23 protein-coding genes are annotated in these 23,526 nt (G+C 42.1%); 15 read left to right on the forward strand and 8 right to left on the reverse strand.

All coding sequences use genetic code 11. The features are described from left to right. Positions 1-5: 5 nt before the first annotated feature. The 7 genes from BO48_RS14025 to BO48_RS14055 form a co-directional block, all read right to left on the reverse strand. Positions 6-1,100, reverse strand: a complete 1,095-nt coding sequence (locus BO48_RS14025; RefSeq protein ID WP_496368327.1) for a metal ABC transporter permease — start codon at positions 1,098-1,100, stop codon at positions 6-8. Further along, positions 1,097-1,969: a metal ABC transporter permease gene (locus BO48_RS14030; protein WP_496368329.1), complete on the reverse strand. Its 873-nt coding sequence runs from the start codon at positions 1,967-1,969 to the stop codon at positions 1,097-1,099. Before BO48_RS14030 ends, BO48_RS14025 begins: the two co-directional genes overlap by 4 nt. After that, the gene (locus tag BO48_RS14035; RefSeq protein ID WP_496368331.1) at positions 1,969-2,694 is read right to left on the reverse strand and encodes a metal ABC transporter ATP-binding protein; all 726 of its coding nucleotides are present in this window, start codon (positions 2,692-2,694) and stop codon (positions 1,969-1,971) included. The genes BO48_RS14030 and BO48_RS14035 overlap by 1 nt, the downstream gene beginning before the upstream one ends. A gap of 10 nt (positions 2,695-2,704) precedes the next feature. Beyond that, entirely contained in the window at positions 2,705-3,628 is a 924-nt protein-coding gene (locus BO48_RS14040) for a metal ABC transporter substrate-binding protein (RefSeq protein WP_496368333.1), read from the reverse strand. Between the two features lie 135 nt (positions 3,629-3,763). Further along, entirely contained in the window at positions 3,764-5,317 is a 1,554-nt protein-coding gene (locus BO48_RS14045) for a BCCT family transporter (RefSeq protein WP_496368335.1), read from the reverse strand. Positions 5,318-5,400: 83 nt separating this feature from the next. Beyond that, a complete protein-coding gene (locus BO48_RS14050; protein WP_496368337.1) occupies positions 5,401-5,826 on the reverse strand; it encodes a hypothetical protein in 426 nt (141 codons plus the stop codon). A 16-nt stretch (positions 5,827-5,842) separates the two neighbouring features. After that, the gene (locus BO48_RS14055) at positions 5,843-6,565 is read right to left on the reverse strand and encodes a 3-ketoacyl-ACP reductase (protein WP_496368339.1); all 723 of its coding nucleotides are present in this window, start codon (positions 6,563-6,565) and stop codon (positions 5,843-5,845) included. Between the two features lie 125 nt (positions 6,566-6,690). Between BO48_RS14055 and kynU the strand changes: the two genes are divergently transcribed. The 12 genes from kynU to BO48_RS14115 all read left to right on the forward strand — a co-directional run bounded on the left by kynU (position 6,691) and on the right by BO48_RS14115 (position 19,035). Continuing rightward, positions 6,691-7,956 carry a kynureninase gene (gene kynU, locus BO48_RS14060; RefSeq protein WP_496368373.1) on the forward strand — a complete coding sequence of 422 codons (1,266 nt, stop codon included), beginning with the start codon at positions 6,691-6,693 and terminating at the stop codon, positions 7,954-7,956. Beyond that, a complete protein-coding gene (gene kynB / locus BO48_RS14065; protein ID WP_496368341.1) occupies positions 7,956-8,585 on the forward strand; it encodes an arylformamidase in 630 nt (209 codons plus the stop codon). Before kynU ends, kynB begins: the two co-directional genes overlap by 1 nt. Next, the gene (gene kynA / locus BO48_RS14070) at positions 8,578-9,420 is read left to right on the forward strand and encodes a tryptophan 2,3-dioxygenase (protein WP_496368343.1); all 843 of its coding nucleotides are present in this window, start codon (positions 8,578-8,580) and stop codon (positions 9,418-9,420) included. The genes kynB and kynA overlap by 8 nt, the downstream gene beginning before the upstream one ends. A 15-nt stretch (positions 9,421-9,435) precedes the next feature. Next, a complete protein-coding gene (locus tag BO48_RS14075; protein WP_496368345.1) occupies positions 9,436-9,756 on the forward strand; it encodes a hypothetical protein in 321 nt (106 codons plus the stop codon). A gap of 186 nt (positions 9,757-9,942) precedes the next feature. Further along, a complete protein-coding gene (locus tag BO48_RS14080) occupies positions 9,943-11,091 on the forward strand; it encodes an NAD-dependent epimerase/dehydratase family protein (RefSeq protein WP_496368347.1) in 1,149 nt (382 codons plus the stop codon). A 28-nt stretch (positions 11,092-11,119) separates the two neighbouring features. Further along, positions 11,120-12,250 carry a glycosyltransferase family 4 protein gene (locus tag BO48_RS14085; protein ID WP_496368349.1) on the forward strand — a complete coding sequence of 377 codons (1,131 nt, stop codon included), beginning with the start codon at positions 11,120-11,122 and terminating at the stop codon, positions 12,248-12,250. Positions 12,251-12,279: 29 nt separating this feature from the next. Beyond that, positions 12,280-13,581 carry a pyrimidine-nucleoside phosphorylase gene (locus BO48_RS14090; RefSeq protein ID WP_496368351.1) on the forward strand — a complete coding sequence of 434 codons (1,302 nt, stop codon included), beginning with the start codon at positions 12,280-12,282 and terminating at the stop codon, positions 13,579-13,581. A gap of 19 nt (positions 13,582-13,600) precedes the next feature. After that, positions 13,601-14,755, forward strand: coding sequence for a UTP--glucose-1-phosphate uridylyltransferase (locus BO48_RS14095; RefSeq protein WP_496368353.1), 1,155 nt, complete (start codon positions 13,601-13,603; stop codon positions 14,753-14,755). Continuing rightward, positions 14,755-15,459, forward strand: a complete 705-nt coding sequence (gene trhA, locus BO48_RS14100) for a PAQR family membrane homeostasis protein TrhA (RefSeq protein ID WP_496368355.1) — start codon at positions 14,755-14,757, stop codon at positions 15,457-15,459. Before BO48_RS14095 ends, trhA begins: the two co-directional genes overlap by 1 nt. Before the next feature lie 76 nt (positions 15,460-15,535). After that, the gene (proC, locus tag BO48_RS14105) at positions 15,536-16,342 is read left to right on the forward strand and encodes a pyrroline-5-carboxylate reductase (RefSeq protein ID WP_496368357.1); all 807 of its coding nucleotides are present in this window, start codon (positions 15,536-15,538) and stop codon (positions 16,340-16,342) included. 62 nt (positions 16,343-16,404) lie between these two features. Next, positions 16,405-17,955: an amidohydrolase gene (locus BO48_RS14110; RefSeq protein WP_496368359.1), complete on the forward strand. Its 1,551-nt coding sequence runs from the start codon at positions 16,405-16,407 to the stop codon at positions 17,953-17,955. After that, positions 17,956-19,035, forward strand: coding sequence for an NAD/NADP octopine/nopaline dehydrogenase family protein (locus BO48_RS14115; protein WP_496368361.1), 1,080 nt, complete (start codon positions 17,956-17,958; stop codon positions 19,033-19,035). 29 nt (positions 19,036-19,064) lie between these two features. Here BO48_RS14115 and BO48_RS14120 read toward each other — a convergent pair whose 3' ends face one another. Further along, the gene (locus BO48_RS14120) at positions 19,065-20,444 is read right to left on the reverse strand and encodes an alanine/glycine:cation symporter family protein (protein WP_496368363.1); all 1,380 of its coding nucleotides are present in this window, start codon (positions 20,442-20,444) and stop codon (positions 19,065-19,067) included. Between the two features lie 257 nt (positions 20,445-20,701). Here BO48_RS14120 and BO48_RS14125 point away from each other — a divergent pair, with 257 nt between their 5' ends. From BO48_RS14125 to BO48_RS14135, 3 genes are all read left to right on the forward strand, one after another. Further along, positions 20,702-21,151, forward strand: coding sequence for a hypothetical protein (locus BO48_RS14125; RefSeq protein WP_496368365.1), 450 nt, complete (start codon positions 20,702-20,704; stop codon positions 21,149-21,151). Positions 21,152-21,271: 120 nt separating this feature from the next. After that, positions 21,272-22,336, forward strand: coding sequence for an iron-sulfur carrier protein/transcriptional regulator SalA (gene salA, locus BO48_RS14130; protein WP_496368367.1), 1,065 nt, complete (start codon positions 21,272-21,274; stop codon positions 22,334-22,336). A 14-nt stretch (positions 22,337-22,350) separates the two neighbouring features. Further along, positions 22,351-23,142 carry a KinB-signaling pathway activation protein gene (locus tag BO48_RS14135; RefSeq protein WP_496368369.1) on the forward strand — a complete coding sequence of 264 codons (792 nt, stop codon included), beginning with the start codon at positions 22,351-22,353 and terminating at the stop codon, positions 23,140-23,142. The last annotated feature ends 384 nt before the right edge of the window (positions 23,143-23,526 follow it).

Below are 23,526 nucleotides of genomic sequence, written 5' to 3' on the forward strand. Positions count from 1 at the left end.
CGTCATCAATAAGGTCTCAGCTCATATTTTATACGTGAGTAATGGGTGAACTCTTCCCCGCGGAGTGTCAGCATGTAGCGCCCATCCGTTTTTACGATATACCCTTCCACTTCAAGGGTCTCCAGCTGATGTTTAGTTTCCGACTGGGTGAGGTTGAAATGTTTGGAGATTCCATTCATGGAAATCGTTTCATGTTCATCCTCGCTCATCAGCATCAGAATCATAGCATGCATGAATTCTTTTTTCTGACGGCGTTTCTTTATTTTAAGAATGATATAACCGTCCGGTTTGAATAAAAACACCATCGTAAAAATTAAAAATGCGACAGTCGCAGTGGCACCGGACATCGACAGGTCGAGATTATAACCGATCAGATATCCGAAAGTACTGTTTAAAACGGCAAAAAGAGCGGTTAAAGATATCATGTGACTCAGCCTTTTTACAAGCAGATAAGCAGTCAGTGCCGGTGCGACAAAGAAGTTGATGACAAGTATTGCACCGACTGCGTCAAATGCGACGACCGCAGTTACGGATACGAGTGTCATCAGCATATAGTAGATCAGCGTTGTACTGAATCCGATAACGTAGGCGAATTTAGGGTCGAATGTTGAGACTTTGAGTTCTTTGTAGAACAATGCGACAAAACCTGTATTGATGATGAGTAACAGGCCGAGCTGCCAAAGGGCTCTCGGGATGCTGAAACCGAATATTTCAATTCTGTTGAGCGGTGCAAATAAAACCTCGCCTGCAATGACGACATCTATATCCAGATGCACATTATCGGCATATCTGGAAATTAGAATGATTGCAATCGCAAAAAGGGCGGTAAAGACAATGCCGATCGATGCATCATTTTTAATCAGGTTTGTCTGATTGATCAGCTGTATGAGATATACGGTCAATACCCCGATCAGTGCAGCGCCGATAATCAGCCATGGTGACCGGATATCCTGTGTGATGAAAAATGCAAGAACGATACCGAGCAGTATTGTATGGCTGATGGCATCTGTAGTCATCGCCTGTTTTTTCAAAATAAGAAATACACCCAGCACACTCGTTGCGAGTGAGGCAATAATAAGTACGAAAAGAACTTCTATCATGATGACTCACCTCGCACTTTCATTATTTGACGGGTAATCAGACCCTTTCTTCCAAAAAGGATGGAGGCAAAAACAAATACGCTGAGCACTATGATGATTGACGGTCCTGTCGGGAAGCCGGCAAATGCCGTGCTGATATAAGTACCGATGAATGCAGCGACCGCCCCTGAAATGCCTGCGATAATTATGACTGTCTTAAACCGGTTCGACCACAGCAGACCGATTACGCCCGGAGCAATCAACAAGTTCACGATTAATATCGCACCGACCGCTTTCAGGCCGACAGCAATCAGCAATATCGTCATTGATAAAACCAGGAAATTGATGAGTGACGGGTTGATACCGACAGTCGAGCTATATATCGGGTCAAATGTATAAATTCGTATTTGATGATAAAAGATGATGAATAATAAAAGACTGATGACTGAAGCAATCAGTATCAGGTATACATCCAGACGCAGCATGTAAGCGGCCTGACCGAATATATAATCATCGATGCCCTGTGTATTTTTGAAAGCAGGGTTGCCCTGGACAAAACTTTTAAGTGCCATACCGAGTCCGAAAAAAGATGACAAAATCAGTCCCAGAGCACCATCCAAAGTGATCTTGGAGTGATTGGTAACCATCTGGATGAAGAAAAAGGCAATGACACCGAAAATGACGGCGCCGATGGTCAGTGACAGTGTATCTGTGACACCGACAACCATAAAAGCCAGAATGATTCCGGGAAAAGTTGCGTGGCCGATTGCGTCACCAATCAGGCTCTGCCCTTTGATGACACTGATCGTCCCGACAATTCCACTCGCAAATGACAGCAGCGTCGTACCGATAGCGACAATTAAAAATGTGTAACTCGTCAGCAACTCCATTATTTCACCGCACTGACTTCGCTGTATGCTTTATCAATATTTTCCTCTGTCCATACTTCGCTGATTTTTCCGCCTGCGAAAATTGTTTTATTCATAATGATCACATGGTCAAAATATTCTTTGACCGTGTCCAGGTTATGGTGGACGATCAGAAACGTCTTGCCCTGTGCTTTAAGAGATTTGATTGTTTTGATGATCAGCTTTTCGGTCGTGATATCGATGCCCTGAAGGGGTTCGTCCATAATATAGATGTCAGCGTCCTGACAGATTGCGCGGGCCAGAAAGACACGCTGGCGCTGACCGCCGGACAATTCACTGATCTGGCGATTTCTGAATGCTTCCATCTTCATTTCCCTGAGTGCTTCCATGGCAATTTTACGGTCTTCTTTGTTAGGGCGTTTAATCCAGCCTTTATGAACATATCTGCCCATCAGTACGACATCGAGTACGGTGGTCGGAAATTCCCAGTTGACCTCTCCTTTTTGAGGTACATAGGCAATATCCCTCAATGCTTTTTTACTCTTTGAACCGTTAATGAGGACCTCTCCTGAAATGGGCTTTATCAACTGCATGATCGATTTGATCAGTGTCGATTTTCCGGCGCCGTTCGGCCCGACAATTGCGGTGATGCTGTTTTCCTGGAGCGTCATATTCAAATGCCATATTGCAGGCTTTTCATCATAGGCAACAATTAGATCTTTTATTTTTATAATATCTTCAGTCATACCAGAACTCCTATTTTAAATTCTCGACGATTAAATCGATGTTGTGTTTAAACATACTGATATACGTATCCCCGGTTTCACCTCGGGGTGCAAGCGAGTCGGACAGCAGCGTACGGTTTTCCCCGCTGATGACTTCCACTTCGACACCTTCTGATGCAACGATTTCCTGCAGGCGTGTCATACGGTCGGGGTTTGTTGTGGATTCAAGGAATATTGCATTAATATCATGTTCGACAATGAGTGCGGCCGTATTTTGAATCTGATTGTTCGATACTTCAGAGTCGGTGGAGAAACCCTGCGGTGCATGAACGTCAATGTCATAGCTTGTGGCCAGATAGCCGAATGCATCGTGGGGTGTGATGAGGATCCTTGATTCACGCGGCACTTCTTCAATGCGCTCAGTGACGTAATCATCGAGTGCATCCAGTTCATCGAAATAAGCGTTTAAATTCTCCTGATATGCCGCTTCACCGTCAGGGTTCATTTCTATGAGTATCTCCGAAACATTAGTCATAGCTTCTTTATATAAATCAATATTGAACCAGAAGTGCGGGTCGACTTCGGAGCTGCCCTCTTCCTCCATCGTCTCGAGCGAAGAAGTATCCAGATCATCTGCTACTGGAATCCCTGTTTCAAGCAGGTCAATCATACGGCCTTCAAAGTTCAGTCCCTGGTATAAAATAAAGTCCGATTCATTTATCTTCCTCAGATCACTGGCTTTCGGCTGATAGACATGGGGGTCTTCACCGGCAGGGATGATGAGTTCCAAGTTGAAGTCATCGACATCCTCTTCCAGCACGGACACCATGTCATATAGAAATGTTGTCGTGACAGCAATCTGTGTTCTGTCATCCGTTTCAGCATTTTCATCCTGGCCGCTGCATGCCGCCAGAAATATCGCTGAAACAACGATGGATAATAGCATTTTTCTCATCAATAAACCTCTCTCCAGTGAATGAATAGTCTGTCAATATAATATTTAGGATACCCTAAATATTATATTTAGTCAACGCTAAAAAATGACCGCTGCGGGCTTAACACCGCAACGGTCACTCAGCAATTTATTTGGTTAATCATCTTTTCTGATGTTATATTTCCATGCTTTGTCTTTATCCATCATCTTGATGGCTGCAAAGATCAGTATGAACTGGATGGCAATAATCGGTATACCCATCATGCCTGAAATCACTTCAAGCGGTGCGAGTCCGCCAATCTGCATCAGCGTCAGTGCAAGCACAGTAATGATTAATGAAACGAGGATGCGGACAAATTTAGAAGGGTCCTGCTCACTCATGTCATTTTTACTTGTATAGGCTGCAATGGTAAATGTCGTTGAGTCCAGAGTTGTCGTCAGGAAAATCAAAGCGATGATGATGAACATTACCATAATGATGCCGGATAACGGCAGTGTTTCAAGGATATCCGGAATAATGCTCACAGGTTCGTTGTCCGCTGCCGATGACAGCACATCGAGTTGACCGGTCAGTTGACGGTGTACACCAATACCGCCGAGAATACCTGTTGCGATCCAGGATAATGCCGTGGGTGCGACTAAATATGTGAGTATCATTTCTTTTACTGTACGGCCCTTTGATATTCTGGCTGCAAAAATACTGTGAAGCATGGCCCATGTCGCGTTATAGGCAAACCAGAAAACCAAATGGTTTTTAATGAAAGCCGTCTGTTCTATTACGGTCGATTCAGTAAAGAATGAGAATGTTAAATAATTGGACATGAGATGACCGACAGAATCTGTAAAGAAGTCCATTATAAATATGCCGGGGCCAACAATCAGTATGAAGAGTGCGAAAATACTTGCCAGATACATGTTCATCACACTGAGTCTTTTTATCCCTTTATCTATGCCTACATATGCACTGATAGAAAATAATATGACCCATACAACAGTAACGATCAACGTCATAGTGAATGTTACATCAGTGTTGAGTAACGAAGCGAGGTTTGAAGTAATAATCGGTGTCCCGAGACCCAATGTCACTGCAGCCCCCGATAAAATACTCACTAAAAACAATATGTCCAGCAGGGTGCCGCCGATACCGTCTGTAAATTTATCCCCGAATAAAACTCTTGTGGCTTCTGAAATGCGCATTTTCGGTTTTTTCTTTACATGAATGATGTATGCAATGGCAGGCGCTGCCATAACGAATATGGAGAATGTCTGAAAGCTCCATATGAACATTGAATAGGAATTACCCCACAACATGGCTTCAGGCACAGCCGCTTCAATTCCCGCCGGCGGGTTGTTGGCAATCTCCGGCCACTGCACCAGACCTGTTCTCATAATTGTAGAACCAAGTCCCATGGCAATTAACAGACATGAGTATTGGAATAATGTAAAATCAGGCTTTTCCTCCGGGTCTCCCAGCACAACTTTTCCGTATTTGGAAAATGCCATGTAAAGCCCGATGATCAGTAAAATATTCGCATACCATATATATCCCCAGCCAAAATTAGTGACAATCGAATCGAATACATTGTTCAGTAAGTCGAGTGATTCTGATTCGTATAAAGCGAAGGGGATACTGATGAGAATGATTATTATGACAGCTGGAATTAAAATCCGCTTATCAATCAAATTCCATCTGTTATTATTTCCATTCATCTTCTCCACGTCCTTTTATATGAAATTTACATACAAGTGTAACATAAAAAAGCACGCTATATTAAGCGTGCTTTTAAAGTGGGTCATTTTTCGAGCAGTGCTTCTTCTTCATCTCGTGAATGAATTTCGTTCACTATGATAATTGAGCTTGAAAAATCGACAAGCTTCTGGAAATCAATCTCTTTATTTTCGAGTTCTTTTTTCATGAGGTCGACAATGATTTTCATCAGGTCATGATCGCGGGTCAGATGCTGGACCTTATCGTGAAGGTCCGGATTTTTCTGAACAGCCAGTGTATAGAGGCCGTCTTCCTCCTCTTCAGTGTCAGCATGGACGATGATCTTGCCTACGACGAATTCTATGAATGAGGTGATTTCTTCAGTCAGATGCTCATATTTCTTCTCTTCGAGCAGTTCTCTCATTCCTTCTATTCTTTCTTTTGCGCCGCCGAGACCTGCGTCATGAATCGCCTTATGGGAGTCGAATTTTTTTAAAGCCGGTCCTACCATTTTAAAATCCCCTCTCTTAATCTTCTTTTGGTAATGGGTTTGTGGCCCACATTTCAGTATTTTTAACGAATGTACGCGGATGAATCTTCAAGTTATTAACTATTATATCAGCAATGTCCTCGGGCTGGGTCATGGTGTCCTCTTGAAGGGTGCTGTTGCCGATCAGTGCAGTATTGACTGCCGAAGGCGTTAAGTAGGACATGCGGATATTGTGCGGCCGCATCTCTTTGAGCAGTCCTTCAGTCATTCCGATGACAGCGAATTTAGTTGCCGAATACAGTGAGCCGCCCGGGCCCGAACGGAGACCTGAAACCGATGCGATATTGACGACATCTCCACTTTTCTGTTCCACCATGGAAGGGAGAACGGCTTTCAGCATATGATACATTCCGAAGACGTTTACCTGCATCATCTTTTCAAAATTTTCAGTTGTGGACTCTAGAAACGGTCCGTTGCCCATCATGCCGGCATTATTGATTAATATATCAATCGAGTCAAACTCTGCGGTGATTTCTTTGACGGCCTCTTTAACACCGGCTTCATCAGAAACGTCCGCTTGCACCGACAGTACTTTCACACCGGTATCGGTGAGGTCTTTTTTTGCAGTATTCAATGCACTCTCGTTACGTCCGATGATTGCGACATTCACGCCTTCGTTGGCAAGACTTAGTGCGGTATGGTAGCCGATGCCCCGGTTGCCACCTGTAACAATTGCATTTTTACCTTGTAAACTTTGCATATAAACGCTCCTATCATTATTTACTGTCATTGTATCAAAGGCCGGCGTATCAATCATTGATAAAGCATTTGTATTTATATAAAATAAAATTAAGATGATATAGTTGGAGTGGGGGAGATATGAAGATGGAGAAATGGCTTGAGGTTGCACAGGAGCATGATAAGAAAGATACGATTCATAAGTACAGACAGGAATTTTATATCGGGGAAAATATATACTATATGGACGGCAATTCACTCGGCCTGATGAGCCGGCGTGCCGAAGAGTCGACGCTGGACGTTTTGAATGATTGGAAGACGCTTGCGATCGAGGGCTGGACGAGCGGGGAGAGACCGTGGTTTTATATGTCGGAAGATATCGGTGAATCAATGGCAGGACTCATCAATGTGAATAAGGAAACCGTACTTGCGACAAATTCCACGACGACGAACATTCACCAGACGGTCAGAACGCTTTATCAGCCGACTGATTCAAGAAATAAGATTTTAGTTGATGATCTGAATTTCCCTTCAGATATATACGCGGTCCAGGCTGTGCTTGATGATTGCGGATACCCGGACAGCCTGGTGAAAGCGAAAAGCCGTGACGGCCATACATTAAAAACGGACGACATCATAGACTTGATGGATGAATCTGTGGCACTGATTCTGCTGCCGGCAGTATTATACAGAAGCGGGCAGATTCTGGATATGAAAAAATTAACGGAAACGGCTCATGAAAAAGGCATCATCATCGGTTTTGACTTATGCCATTCAATCGGTGCAATTCCTCATTATCTTGAGGATTGGGGTGTGGATTTTGCAGTCTGGTGTACGTATAAGCACTTAAACGGCGGACCGGGTTCTGTTGCGGGTCTTTACGTCCATCCGAGACACCATTATCTGGGTGTGTCTTTGAAAGGCTGGTTCGGAAATAATAAAGAGAGCCAGTTCGATATGAATCACGAGTTTGATGCAGCGGCGGATATCAGCCAGTATCAGATCGGTACGCCGCACATACTGTCCATGGCACCGCTGCTCGGGGCGCTCTCTTTATTCAACGAAGCGGGAATGGAAGAAATCCGTAATAAATCGCTCAATCTCACTGATTTCATGTTGGAAATGCTGGATGCGGAATTCAAGGCGTATGATATTGAAGTGGTGACGCCCCGCAGCCATGAAGAGCGCGGCGGCCATATACTGATCGGTCACAAACACGCTGCCGGCATCAACGCCGCTTTAAAAGTGAAAGGTGTTATTCCTGATTTCAGGGCGCCGAGTTATGTACGTATTGCACCGGTCGCACTTTATAATACTTTTGAAGATGTTTATCATACGATGAGAATTTTAAAGGAGATCATGGAAACGAAAGAATATGAAGACTTTGATAATAAGCGGGGTGTGGTCGCATAATGTGGATCGATATTACGCAGACACTGACGAATGACATTGCACACTGGCCGGAGGATACGCCGTTTAATTTCGAAGTGCCGGTAACAAAGAAGGCTACCGGCTCCGTCAATATTGGTAGGATTACGACGAGTACCCATATGGGGACGCATATTGATGCGCCGTTTCACTTTGATGACAACGGGGAAACCGTTGATTCACTGGATATTAACCGTTACATCGGATCGGCCACTGTAATTGAAGTGTACGACCAGGAAGAAATTACAGAAGCACTGCTTTCAGAACATGATATACAGGGAACCATATTGCTTGTGAAAACGCAGCGAACATATGAAACCGGCATTTTTCCGGAAAAGGTCCCTGCTTTGACTGAGGAAGCGGTCGGGTATATTGCCGGCCTCGGCATCAAACTGTTCGGCATCGATGTTCCATCTGTCGATGATATTGATTCCAAAGATTTAAAAATTCATCACACACTTTATAAGAACGACATCATGATTATAGAAAACGTTGTATTGGAAGAAGCACCGGGCGGATATTATGACTTTATCGCTTTGCCGCTTAAAATAGAAGGTGCAGACGGTTCACTTGTCAGAGCGGCCGTTAAAAAAAGGGGGAGTGACAATGTCTGAATATCAGGATAAGACATTGAGCGGGGAAAGTGTTAAGACAGACTTCAATAAAGATATGACATACGGGGAGTATTTGTCATTGGAACAAATATTGACAGCACAGAAACCTTTGTCAGATGAGCATGATGAGCAGTTATTCATCATCATTCACCATGTTTCTGAATTATGGATGAAACTGATGATCCATGAACTGAATTCTGCAATAGAAGATATCAGCAGAGACGAGTTCAGAGTCGCTTTTAAAAAGCTTGCGAGAGTGGCGAATGCCCAGAACCAGATCATTTCTTCATGGGATGTATTATCCACATTGACACCGAGTGATTATTTGAAATTCAGGGAGATACTGGCGAACGCATCGGGATTCCAGTCTTATCAGAACCGGATGATGGAATTCTGTCTCGGATTCAAAACGACGCATGCGCTGAAAATATATGAAAAAGACCCTGAAATATCCGCACGTTTGAAAAAGCAGCTGGAGACGCCAAGTATTTATGATGAAACAATCAAAGCGGTGCACAGAGCAGGCTTTGATATTGATGAATCTGTTCTGAACCGGGATATTACAAAGGACTATGAACCGAATGATTCAGTAAAAGAAGCATTTAAGCAGATATACCTTAACCCGGATGCGCATTTTGAACTGTATGAGCTGCTTGAAAAACTTGTGGACATAGAAGATCGTTACAGCCAGTGGCGGTTCAGACATATGAAGACGGTCCAGCGCATCATCGGCTTCAAAACAGGGACCGGAGGCAGTTCGGGAGTGAATTATTTAAAGAGAGTGATTGATAAGTATTTCTTTAAGGAACTATGGGACTTACGGACAGAATTATAATGAGGAGGAAGAGCCGTGACAGAGTTTGGTCAGACAAACATTTTTGATGATGTCATTAAAGAAGATGAAACGTTTGTAATAGTGGTTCAGGAAATTATCGACGAACCGAGCGGACTGCAAAAAAGAGTGCTGCGGGAATATCCAAGCCTGAAGATGGACCAGATGAAAAATCTTTTCGAACATTTAAGAGATTTTTATTTGAAAGAAGAACTGTCTGAAACTGGAAAGTATTTTGATATTACGGTATATACCAATGAAGATTATGCAGGGGAAAATATATATGCGCATATTAAAAGATACCGTCACAGCAAAGACTGGACGGCGACGACGAAGTAGAAATATCATAATTAAATTGAAAAGTATGGATAATCTCTGTCGTGCGGAATATTTACCTGTTATTTACAAAGATATAACATGCTGTAAAGATAGAATAATTTGTTACTAAGAGGATTAATACTTATAATAGATGTGTATACATAAGTATACTTAAAAATTATACGAAGTGAATCGGAGGATGTTCAAATGAGAATTATTGTAGCTGGAGGAGACGGTTTCTGCGGATGGCCGACTGCACTCTATTTATCTGAAAAAGGTCATGAAGTTACTATAGTAGATAACCTGGTTAGAAGAGAGTATGACAAAGAGCTCAATTCTAACTCAGTTACACCCATCGCATCACTGGAAGAACGTGTTGCGAAATGGAAGGAATTGACTGGTAAGGAAATCAAGGTTTACGAAGGTGATTTAAACCATTACGATTTCTTAAGTCTCGTATTCAAACAGGAAAAACCTGAAGCATTTGTTCATTTTGCGGAACAGCGTTCAGCGCCATACTCAATGATAGATAGAGAACATGCAGTTTACACACATCAGAACAACGTTATCGGAAATTTGAATGTACTGTATGCCATCAAAGAATTTGAACCGGACTGCCACCTGATCAAACTGGGGACGATGGGTGAATATGGCCAGCCTAATATTGACATCGAAGAAGGATATATTGAAGTAGAACATAAAGGAAGAAAAGATGTACTTCCGTTCCCTAAACAGCCGGGTTCTTTCTACCACCTGACTAAAGTGCATGATACAGACAATATCATGTTCGCATGTAAAATCTGGGGCATCCGTGCGACAGACCTTAACCAGGGGGTTGTTTACGGGCTGAATACAGAGGAAACATTAAAAGACCCTGTCCTTGTAAACCGTCTGGATTATGATGCAATCTTCGGTACTGCTCTGAACCGTTTCATTACACAGGCTGCAATCGGCCATGATATTACAGTATACGGTGCAGGCGGACAGACAAGGGGCTATCTGAACATCAAAGATACAGTGCGCTGTGTTGAAATTGCGGCTGAGAATCCAGCGGACCGCGGTGAATTCAGAGTGTTCAACCAGTTTACGGAATCATACTCTGTTCTGGAACTTGCAGAGAGAATCAAGAAAGTCGCTAAAGGTCTGGACATAGACGTAGAAGTTTCAAACGTCGAAAACCCGCGTGTTGAAAAAGAAGAGCATTATTACAATGCAATCAATACAGCACTGATCGACCTGGGTCTGGAACCGCATCTTCTGACTGATGAAGTGCTGGAAGAGATACTCACTTATTCACTTCAGCATAAAGACAGAATCATAGTGGATAACGTTCTTCCGACAGTGACCTGGAAATAAGAGTTTAGAAATGTGGAGGCTTTAACGGATGAAGATTGCGATTGTAACAGAAACATTTTTACCATCGACCGATGGTATAGTAACAAGATTGAAAAAGGCAATCGAATATTTTTTACGTGAAGGCCATGAAGTACTGGTAATCGCACCGGATCTTGGTGTGACGGAGTATAAAGGAGCAAAAGTGATTGGTGTAAAGCCGATCACTTTCCCTTTTTACAGGTACAGAAAGTGGGGCTTTCCATCACGTAAAGTTTATCATGAGCTGAAGAAGTTTGAACCGGATGTTGTCCATGCAGTGAATCCGCTGCTGTTGGCCACAAGCGCTGTCATTGCGGCGCAAAAATTGGATATTCCTCTAGTGTCTTCCTATCATACTCATTTGCCGAAATACTTAGATTTCTACAAAATATATAAACCTGCCAAACCATTACTATGGTGGTATATCAGAAGACAACATAAAAACGCGGATATGAACCTGGTGACTTCAGAAACGATAAAAGGAGAGCTGGATGCAGAAGGCGTTGAACGGCTGTCTGTAATTCCCCGTGGAGTCGATGTTGAAAAGCGACATCCGAAATTTAGAGATGCAGCGATGAGAGAGCGTCTGACAAACGGTGAACCTGATAATAAACTTCTGGTGTTCATCGGAAGGCTGGCAATTGAAAAAGAAATACATAGGCTTTTACCGATGCTCGAAAAAAGGAGTGATATCAGCCTTGCAATCATCGGCGACGGTCCTGCAAGAAATGAACTTGAAAAGGTCTTTGAAGGAACCAAGACGGTCTTCACCGGATTTCTTCATGGCGAAGAACTTTCCAGAGCTTATGCTTCAAGTGATGCGTTTATCTTCCCGAGCATCTCGGAAACACTGGGACTGGTCATTTTGGAAGGCATGGCCTCAGGGCTGCCTATCATTGCAGCGAAAAGTGGTCCGACAATGGAGCAGGTCTCCCATGAGGTTAATGGCATGCTCTATGAAAACGAAGATCTCGACAGCCTGTTGGACGCGGTCGAAGTCATCGATGAAGAAGAGAAATTCAATAATATAAAAGAAGAAGCGCGGAAAGAAGCGCTGAAGTTCTCATGGGACAACGCTTCAAAACGATTGCTTGATTATTATAAAGATGCAAGAGACCACCATTCGGTGGGCAGAAGTTAATAAATGAATAACTGTAAAGGAGTGATTTTATGAGAATGGTAGATATCATTGCGAAAAAACGTGATAATGAACCGCTGACAAAAGAGGAGATTGATTTCTTTGTCGAAGGTTATACGAATGATGACATTCCGGATTATCAAGTCTCAAGTATTATGATGGCTATTTTCTTCAATGATATGAATGATGAGGAAAGAGCCGATTTGACGATGGCGATGGTGGCTTCGGGCGATCAGATAGATCTGTCTGAAATCGGCGGAGTGAAAGTGGATAAACATTCCACCGGCGGTGTCGGTGATACGACGACGCTTGTTTTAGCACCACTTGTTGCGGCATTGGATGTCCCCGTTGCCAAAATGAGCGGACGTGGGCTCGGCCACACAGGCGGAACGATTGATAAATTGGAAGCGGTCGATGGTTTCCATGTTGAAATTACAGAACAGGAATTCATTAATATAGTCAATCGTGACAAAGTCGCGGTCATCGGACAGTCCGGCAATTTGACACCTGCAGATAAAAAACTATATGCATTGAGAGATGTGACGGCGACTGTGAACTCAATCCCGCTGATTGCAAGCTCAATCATGAGTAAGAAAATTGCAGCCGGTGCAGATGCAATCGTTCTCGATGTCAAAGTCGGAGACGGTGCATTTATGAAAACGACGGAAGATGCCACGGAGCTTGCTTCTGCGATGGTTTCAATCGGAAATAACGTCGGACGTCACACGATGGCAATCATTTCGAGCATGGAAGAGCCGCTTGGAAGAGCGATTGGGAACGCGCTTGAAGTGAAAGAGGCGATTGAAACCCTTAAAGGAGAAGGACCGGAGGACCTTACTGAGCTGAGCCTTGAACTGGGCAGCCAGATGGTGGTGCTCGGAGGCAAAGCCGAGACGCTGGAAGAAGCACGGACCAAACTTCAGGGAGTTATAGATGACGGCAGTGCTTTGGAGAAATTTAAAGTATTCCTTAAAAATCAGGGCGGTGATGCATCCATGGTGGATGACCTGGACAAACTGCCGCAGGCGAAATATACATTCGAAGTAGAAGCGGAACAGTCCGGATTTGTAGAAAAAATCGGATCGGAGGCAATGGGTGTTGCTTCCAGTATGCTTGGCGCCGGCCGTCAGACGAAAGAAGATGTGATTGACCTTGCTGTCGGTCTGATGCTCAATAAAAAAGTGGGCGACAGAGTCGAAACCGGAGAATCACTCGTTACAATCTACAGCAATACTGAAGACGTCGAAGCGGTAAAACAAAAAATACTCGAAAATTATAAAATTGGTGACAATGAGGCGGATATCGAACTCATTCGGAAAGTGATCACTGAATAATATAATGAGGAGCTAAACTATGATTGAAAAATGGATACCTCAATATGACAAATTAAATGCTTCAGAGCAGCAGCATTTGGATGAATCATTCAAAACGTTGGATATTGGGCATATTGAAAAAGTATATGAAGAAACATATGTAAATCCCGCAGCAGTTGATATGGAAAAAATAGAAGAGATTCAATACGTTTCAGTCAATGATATTGAAGATTTCCAGAAAGAGAAATTAAGGGAAAGAGCAGAGGGTTCCATCTATAAAGGTGAATTTGCGGTCCTTCTCATGGCCGGAGGACAGGGTACACGCCTGCAACATCCCGGTCCAAAAGGGACATTTTCTTTTGACGGCTTGTCATTATTCGAACTGCAGGCGAGACAGTTGAAGAAATATATATCGGAAGAGGGCGCACCGGTACATTGGTACATCATGACAAGCGATATCAACCATGAAGAAACGTTAAACTTTTTCGAAGAAAATAAATACTTCGATCTGCCTAAAGACAACATCCACTTTTTCAAGCAGGAACATTTCCCGCCGGTGAAAAAAGACAAGACATTATTATTGACGCCGGAAAAGGAAATTATGCTGACGCCAAACGGCAATGGCGGTATTTTTGCCTCATTATATAGCTCCGGAATGCTTGAAGATATGAAAAGCCGTGGAGTTAAGCATGTATTCATGAATAACGTGGATAATGCAGTGGTTAAAGTACTGGATACTCTTCTTGCAGGGCTTCATTTGGATAATGGCAATGAAGTCACTTCCAAATCCATCGCTCCTAAACCGGGCGAGAGCGTCGGCCGGCTGAGTCTGGTTGACGGCGTCAAGGCTGTTGTTGAATATACGGAACTGCCGGAAGGCACAGACAGACAATTTTTAAACGGCAACATAGGTATTCATATCTTTTCGACAGAATTTCTGGATACTGTAGGCAAAGCTGAAATGCCATATCATTTGGCATTGAAGAAGCTAGACTCTTTAGACAATGATTTAAACGAAGTTAAAGAAGAAGTGCTGAAGTTCGAGAAGTTTTATTTTGATGCATTCAAATATGCTGAAAAGCACAATACGCTGCAGGTGGACAGAAAAGGCGAATTTTCTCCGCTGAAAAATAAAGAAGGCAAAGACAGTGTAGAAACTGCATATCAGGATCTGAAATCCGAAGGATTGATTTAATGACTAAAAATGACGGGGCCGTAAATCAGGCAACAGAAAATAAAGAGACGAAATTAGAACGTTCACTGCGCGGTGTTATCCCGTTATCTTTTGGGGAAGAAGTCGGCAACAGTGTGAGCCACGGTGTAGCTGCCTTAATATTCATCTTTCTCCTTCCATTTACTGCGGTTTACATGTATGCAGAAGGCGGCGTTGAATATGCAGTTGGGGGCTCGATATATGTCATCAGTATTCTGCTGATGTTTCTGACTTCTACTTTATATCACTCGATGGCACATAATACAAAGCACAAGTATATTATGAGGCTGCTTGATCACAGTTTCATATATATTGCGATTGCAGGGACTTATACGCCGATTGCGATTTCTGTCATCGGCGGTTTCTGGGGCATGATGACACTGGTTATCCAGTGGGTGGCGGCCGTGCTGGGTATACTTTATAAAGTATTGAGTCCAAAAGTCAGTTCTAAAGTCAGCATGGTATTTTATATGGTGATGGGCTGGATGGCTGTTATCTTTACGCCGCTCATCATCAGTGAAACCGGCTGGGTTTTCATAAGTCTTATCGTACTCGGTGGAATCAGCTATACAATAGGCGCATGGTTTTATTCACAAAAGGAAAGAAAGTACTTTCATATGATCTGGCATTTTTTCATAATCATTGCAAGCGGGTTACATTATGCCGCAATTGTATTTTTTATTTAATGCAGATTAAACTTCACTTTTTATATCAGTTTGTTAAGATAAAGCATGGGTCAAAAATTTTAATGGAGTTGATTTGATGAAGATTGTCTTTTACGGTGCGGGAAACATGGCAAGTGCTATTTTTATCGGCATGATTGAAAATCGTGTTGTAGCACCTTCAGATATTTACTTGACGAGTAGAAGCATGCAGGAAAAAATAATGTTTTTCAAAGAAAATCTGGGTGTCAACGTATCATATGATGATCAGGAACTATTAAAAGACACAGATTATGTGATACTTGCAAGTAAACCACAGAGCTTTCCTTCTGTTGCAAGCAGAATACGGCCATACCTTGAACCTGAGACAAAAATAGTATCAGTCATGGCGGGTACGCAAATAAAGACCATTCGCCGGGAACTTAAAACCGAAAACCCGATTGCAAGAATAATGCCGAACACAAACGCAATGGTACAGCATTCAGTGAACGGCATATCATATTCCAGCAACTTTACTGACAGAGATGAACTGATAGAGCTGATGGAAAGTTTCGGTACTACAGTGACTGTGGAAGAGGATGAGATGCATAATATAACAGCTGCAACCGGTTCTGGTTCAGCGTTTCTATACTATATATATGAAATGTATGCTGAAAGCCTGATGGAACTCGGCTTTGATGAAGAAGAAGCGATGTTCCTCACCCGTAATCTTGTGATTGGGGCAGGTAAGATGGTTGAGGATTCAGAACTGTCTTTCAGCGATCTGCGTAAAAATATTACGTCTAAACATGGTACGACCGAAGCTGGTCTTGATGCCCTTGATGGAGACGGACTAAAGAAAATATTGATTAAGACGTTGAATGCTGCAGCAAGCCGCAGTGAAGAATTAAGTAAAGACGACGAGTGATATTGAAATACTTCATATTATATGAATATAATATGAAGTATTTTTTAAAGGAGGGCGTTTTTTTGAAAACCTTATATAAGAACGGCAAAATTTACAGTATGGACGCAGCAGGCGAGACTTATGACAACATAGTTGTGGAGGACGGCATCATCACCGGACTGAATATATTGGAAAACGAAGCAGATAAAATCGTGGATTTAAAAGGGGCGGCGATGCTGCCCGGGTTGAATGATACTCACATGCATCTGGTGATGCTCGGTAAAAAATTGCGGTCACTTGTTTTATATGATGAAAATAATATTGATCATGTAAAAGAATTGATTGAAAATCATCGTTCTGACAGAGAATGGGATATGATTCTCGGATACGATGAAAATAACTTTGAAGATAACTACCGGTTGAACCGTGCAGAGCTCGATGAGCTGACGGATAAACCGACAGTCGTCGCGAGAGTATGCCAGCATGCAGGCATAGTGAATACTAAAGCGCTTGAAGCACTCGGCATCGACAAAAATGTAGAAAATCCTGAAGGTGGATCTTATGAAAAGGATGCGTCCGGTGAACTGACAGGCTGGGTTTACGATACGGTGTTTGATAAGTTCAGAGAAGCGCAGGTGGATGACACCGTTGAATCAGTCAGTGATGATATTACACAGGCGGTGAAATACTTATATACGCTGGGTGTGACAGGTGTGCATACGGAAGATATGGCTGCGTACGGCCCCAATGATGTACCGCTCAATGCTTACTTGAATACCATCGGAAAAAATCAGCTTAAATTCAGAGTGAATCTTTTGAGGCATGAAGCAGTCTATGAAGAAATGATAGAGAAAAATCCTCAATTTAAAAAGGATTGGGTAGAAGAAGATGCGATGAAAATCTTTACCGACGGCGCTTTTGGCGGACAGACTGCTTTGATGAAGGAACCTTATGAAGGTTCTGGTGATATAGGACTCCAAATCCACACGGAAGAGAATTTAGAAAAACTGGTTAAAAAGGCGAGAAAGAACGGTGATGCTGTTGCTGTTCATATGATTGGCGACCAGGCAACCGAACTTGTGCTTGATGTGATAGAGAAGTATCCTGTCCAAAAAGGAAAGCACGACAGATTGATACATGTCAGCCTGCTTGATGAAGAAATGATGGACAGGATGGCAGCACTCGATGTCATATGCGATGTTCAACCGACTTTTCTGACTTCAGATATGCCCTGGGTAGAGGACTATATCGGTAAAGAAAGGGCAGATCGTCTGTACAATTTCAGGACGATGCTGGATAAAGGACTGATTCTTGGCGGCGGTTCGGATGCGCCGATTGAGGATGTGAATCCATTACAGGGGATTCATGCACTGGTCACGCGTCACGGGAAAACCGGTGTTTATAACAAAAATGAAACAATCAGTGTATTCGAAGCGTTTCAAATGTATACGAAAAATGCGGCTGAAATCGTGCACCGCAGTGACAAATCCGGACAGATCAAAAAAGGGTACCTGGCAGATTTTGCTGTCTTCGACAGAGATGTCATGGCTGTTGACCCGGATGAATTATTGGAAACGGAAGTATTATATACAATTATAGATGGTGAAGTGGTTTATCAAAAAGGAGGAATATAGGTGACATTAAAAATTGGTATTTTTGGAGCCGGACATGGCGGCGTGACTGCTGCAGCAGATTTAACTAAAGCAGGACATGAAGTGACTTTATATCAGTCCAAAGAATCGGAAAGAAACCTGGAAAAAATCAGAGAGAACAATGAAATCATTTTAAATGGTGAAGCGGTTAAAATACATTCGTTTACGAGAGATGTTGAAGAAGCGGTCAGTGGCCAGGATGTATTAATGCTGGCGATTCCCGCCCCTGCTGTGGAAAAGGTGACTGAAAACCTTGCGCCATACCTGGAAGACGGTCAGCACATATATATCAACAGTGCGAGCGCCATGTGCAGTATCAGACTGCGCAATGTACTTCAGAAGATGGGTATAGAAAAGGAAGTCAAAGTCGGGGAATCTATGTCGCTCACATACGCATCAAGGTACAATGCAGAAACAAATGAGGCGAATCTGATCGGCTACAATCAGCATAATCTGTTTGCAGCATACCCGGCTAAAGATACCGATGAGATGTTGGAAGTTTTAAGTGAAATGTATGACTTTGTCAAAGCGGATACGATTATTGAAGTAACATTAAATAATGGAAATCCGGAAAGTCATCCGGGTCCGTCAATTTTAAATGCGGGACGTATAGACTATGCGGGTGATTCTTTTTATTTATACAAAGAAGGTATAACGGAACATACAGTGAACGTCGTCCATAAAATTGATGAGGAACGTCAGAAAATATGCAGAGTGTTAGGTTATGAAGCGGTCGATAAATCTTCACGCAGTGAGAGGAGCGGTTATTTTGAAAAAGGGAAACCGCTGCTTGAACAATTCAATGAATCACCGATGCTGAAAGAAATACTGGGCCCGACTGATCTGGAGAATCGTTATATCACTGAAGATGTGGAAAGTGGACTTGTACTGTGGGCAAGTATCGCGGATGCTGTCGGTGTAGAAACTCCTGTGATGGATTCGGTCATAACGCTGACAGGTGTATTGCTTGAAAGAGATTATTTTGAAATAGGATTGACTTTGGATAAACTTGGCATCGACATAAAAGATGCGGAAGAATTAAATAAAATAATGGTCGGGTAAAAAATAAAGAGCTACTTTCGTAGCTCTTTTTATTTTTCTGTATCTTTTTTATAGTACTTGCCTTCTGTATGGAAAAATTCATTATACAGTTCCACAATTTTTGGAGACATTAGAATTACTGCAATCAGGTTCGGCAGTACGACAAAGAATAAAGTCAAGTCGAGCAGCGACCAGAAGAATGTTGCCCCTCCGATGGCACCGACAATAATAGAAATGATGTATACCACTTTAATCACTTTGCCTGCCCATAATCCAAATAGGAATTCAGCCTGTCTTGCACCATAAAATATAACGACTGTAACTGTTGAGAACACAAAGAAAATTAACGCGACGGCAATCATTCCACCGCCAAATGCTCCGAAAGTATCTTCGAAAGCGCGTGCTGTCAGAGATTCTCTGACACTGTCTTCATGGGCATCATTATGCTGCCAAACACCTGTCATTAAAACGACAAGTCCGGTAATTGTACAGATAATCAATGTGTCGACCAAAATTTGAATAACAGCCCAAAATGCCTGGCGAATCGGATGATCTGTTTGTGCAGCGGCGTGGGCAATGGGCGAAGTACCGAGCCCGGCTTCGTTACTGTATATACCGCGGGCAAACCCCCAGCGGATGGATTCTGCTAATACAACACCGGCGCCGCCTCCGAGCGCTGCGGTCGGGTTGAAGGCTTCTGTAAATACCAGTGCCAATATTTCAGGTACCATATCGATATTGATCAAAATGATGATAGAGCCCGCAATAATATAGAAGAAAGCCATTATTGGAACTAAGTATGAAGTTACACGTCCGATACGTTTGACACCGCCGAATACCACAACTCCGGCAAGTACAGCGACGAGGATGCCGGTAATCAATGGCGGAACGGAAAATGTGGTACTGACTGTGCTCGCAACGGAATTACTTTGGACCATTATACTCGGTATTAACTCGATCATCAGAAAAAAAGCATACCAGACAGCGAGAATTTTACCGATTTTTGGCCACTTAATACCATTCTGCATGTAGTACATCGGCCCGCCCACGTACTCACCAATCGCATTTTTCTCACGATAGTGGACACCGAGCGTCGTCTCTCCGAATTTTAATGCCATTCCGAGAAAAGCAATTACCCACATCCAGAATAAAGCACCGGGCCCGCCCAGCATTATTGCTACAGGCACACCGACAATGTTGGCGGCACCGATTGTCGAGGACAAGGCAGTCGTCAATGTCTGAAATGGTGTGATTGTGCCCCTGCCTTTTGATTTTTTACCAACTTGTCCAATTGTCTGCTGAAAAATGTAAAGTGGTTTTCTGAATTGGAAAAACTTCAAACGAAACGTTAGGAAAACACTTGTAACAAGGAGGGCGATTATAATTGGATAACCCCAAAGAAAGTCAGATATTGCTGTAATTATTTCCATCTCAAACATCCCCTATATTCAATTTTGAAATTATAAGCAAATGACATCTTTCAAATATTTTAAATAAATATTATAAAATATCGAGAGGAAATGCAATGATATTATCGGAATTTTCGGAAACATGTGTGTAGTACAGGGAAATGTCATTGGAATGAAATTATTAAAGTGGGATTAACGCCATGTTCTATTCACTTCACATGTAAGGTGTATACGAACCCCCTACATATCTAAGTTTATTTAGTTAATATTTACTTTTTATGGAGGTCCCTTCTGCAACAGGATGGATTGTTACAACACTTATCGGTCTGTTCTTCCTAGTGGAAGCTCTAAGCGTATTGAATTTAGAAATTCTAAACACGATTGGTGGAGCGATCATTGCTTACCTGCCACTTGTTTTATCAGCATCGATCATTCTGGCGCTTGGTTTTGTCGGAGGGAACATCATATCCTCTGTCATTGTTAAAAGCACAGGCAACAGATTCTTTGGTGAAATCGTTAAATATCTATTAATCATCGTTGCAGTATTCATGACTTTAGATCAGTTGAACTTTGCACAAAGCATCGTAAATGCTGCATTCCTTCTAATACTTGGTGCAGTTGCTGTGGCTTTCGCAATATCATTCGGTATCGGTGGGCGCTCATTTGCAGAAAAACAATTATCCAAGTTTGAACAGAAAGTCCGTTCAGAAGATAACAAAAATGAATAACTAAGACTTAAGTCTGAATATCCAAACATTTATCATAAAGTGTTTGGATATTTTTTAATTTTAGTATATTGATTATGTTATGATTGTTATATTGAATTTTGTAGATAAAGGAGAAAAACGATGTTATCAAATAAAGAAGTAGAAGAACTTCTAGGCGATATTAATGACCCGGTTTTAAACGTACCTTTTAAAGAAACTGAGGGTATCGTGGAAGTTAAGGTCAAAGAAGAGAAAGAACACGTCAGTGTGAAACTCGCCATAGGACGTTTAGGCGGACAGGAACAACTGGATTTACAAATGAAGGTTGTTGATTTATTAAAAGATAATGGCTTTGCCACAGTCGGTATCCGTTTTGAAGAATTGGAAGATGACCTGATTAATGAGCATAGAGGCAATGAGGCGTCTCCTATAGAAAGCAAATTCAGTGACGGCAAAACTGAGTTTATCTCGGTTGCTTCAGGTAAAGGTGGCGTTGGTAAATCGACGGTATCAGTCAACCTTGCAGTATCCTTGGCGAAGGCCGGTAAAAAAGTCGGTATTATTGATGCTGACATTTATGGTTTCAGCGTGCCTGACATGATGGGAATTGTTGATAAGCCTGCTGTTGAAGGTGAAAAAATCATTCCGGTAGAACGCTATGGTGTCCAGGTGATATCAATGGCATTTTTCGTAGAAGAGAACACGCCGGTAATCTGGCGCGGACCTATGCTGGGTAAAATGCTGACAAGTTTCTTCAATGAAGTACAGTGGGGCGAACTGGATTACTTGATTCTGGACTTACCGCCAGGCACAGGTGACGTAGCACTGGACGTCCATCAGATGTTACCTCACAGTAAAGAGATTATAGTAACAACACCACATCCAACTGCGGCATTTGTGGCAGCGCGTGCCGGCTCAATGGCATTGCATACGGATCATGAAATTATCGGTGTAGTTGAAAATATGAGTTACTTTGAAAGTGAAGTCAGCGGTCAGAAGGAATATGTATTCGGCACCGGCGGCGGAGAGAAACTTGCTGCAGACCTTGAAGTACCGTTACTGGGACAAGTACCGCTTGGTCAACCGAAGTGGGATCATGATGATTTTGCACCGTCTATTTATAAAGATGATAAAATCAGTGATATCTACACAGAAATTTCTAACAAAATCATTGCACAAAGTAAAGATGAACAAAGTAAAGAATAGTAGGAGAAAGCTGTATGACATCAAAATATTTAGTTAAGTTTTATTTTACTACTTTACTTATTGGAACAGTGATATCCACTGTTATCAGCTTGATATTAGAATATGAAAATGTGACGAGTTACTTATTCACCGGCAATATCGGAGAATTTTTAGCCGGCCTGGTGTGGTTTATCACATTCGGTTTGCTGATTGCGACAATCAGTCAAGTTGCGTTTTTCATCTATCTTTTTATACATCCGTTAGGTATGGGGATATTTAAAGGTTTCTGGCCTTATATCCAATTGCTTCTTATCATTTATGCTATTTTTGATTTGTTCTATTTCCGATTTTATGAAGTCGGTGTGGAAACAGGTTCTGTCTGGGGCTTCATGTGGATCCCGATATTAATGATAGTGGTCGGTATAGTAGTTGCACGTCATAAGAATAAGCAGGTCAAAGATGCAAATGTCTTCATACCCTCATTATTCTTTATGGTATTCATTACAGCGATTACTATGATTCCTTTCGTAGTTGTTGATGATACTTCATGGATTTTCAGATCTGTTTTTGCGATTTTAGTGATGAATGCCTATCAATTGATTAAACTGCCGGATTATATAGAAGCTTCTGAAAGAGAAAAGAAGGAGCGGGGCAGAATCACGAAAAGTGATATCAATGAAGAAAAGCGTAAAGAACTTAGGAAAGAACGCGACGAAAAAGCTGAACGGGAAAGATTGGCAAAACAGAGGAAGAAAGACATCAAGAGTAATAATAAAAAGAAAACCAAAAACCGTAAAAGAGGCAGTGTCAAAAATAAAAGCAATTAAAGTACAGCAGTGAATAATAATTTAATGTAAAGCTGTTTGGGACCAGAAGCGCGGGCTCAAACAGCTTTTGTATATATTATTGCATTAAAAATGCCGTTTTGGTAAATATACAACAAAAGATGTTATTAAAGTGTTGACGTTGGTTTGGAAACTTGATATTCTTACGTAGTCGCTTTGAACAGGAGCGAAAAAACGCAAGTGTAAATCAGCAAATATTAACTTTGTTAAATTTATATTAAATTATTATTGCAAAGATTTTAGAGCTGTGATAAGATATTAAAGCAACACCAAAACGAGAACATTGAAAACTGAATGACAATATGTCAACGTTTAATTCCGAACAAAGCTTCTATTATATGGGAGCACAAAGTTGAGGCGAACAAC

Source organism: Lacicoccus kunmingensis DSM 17847, assembly GCF_059568765.1.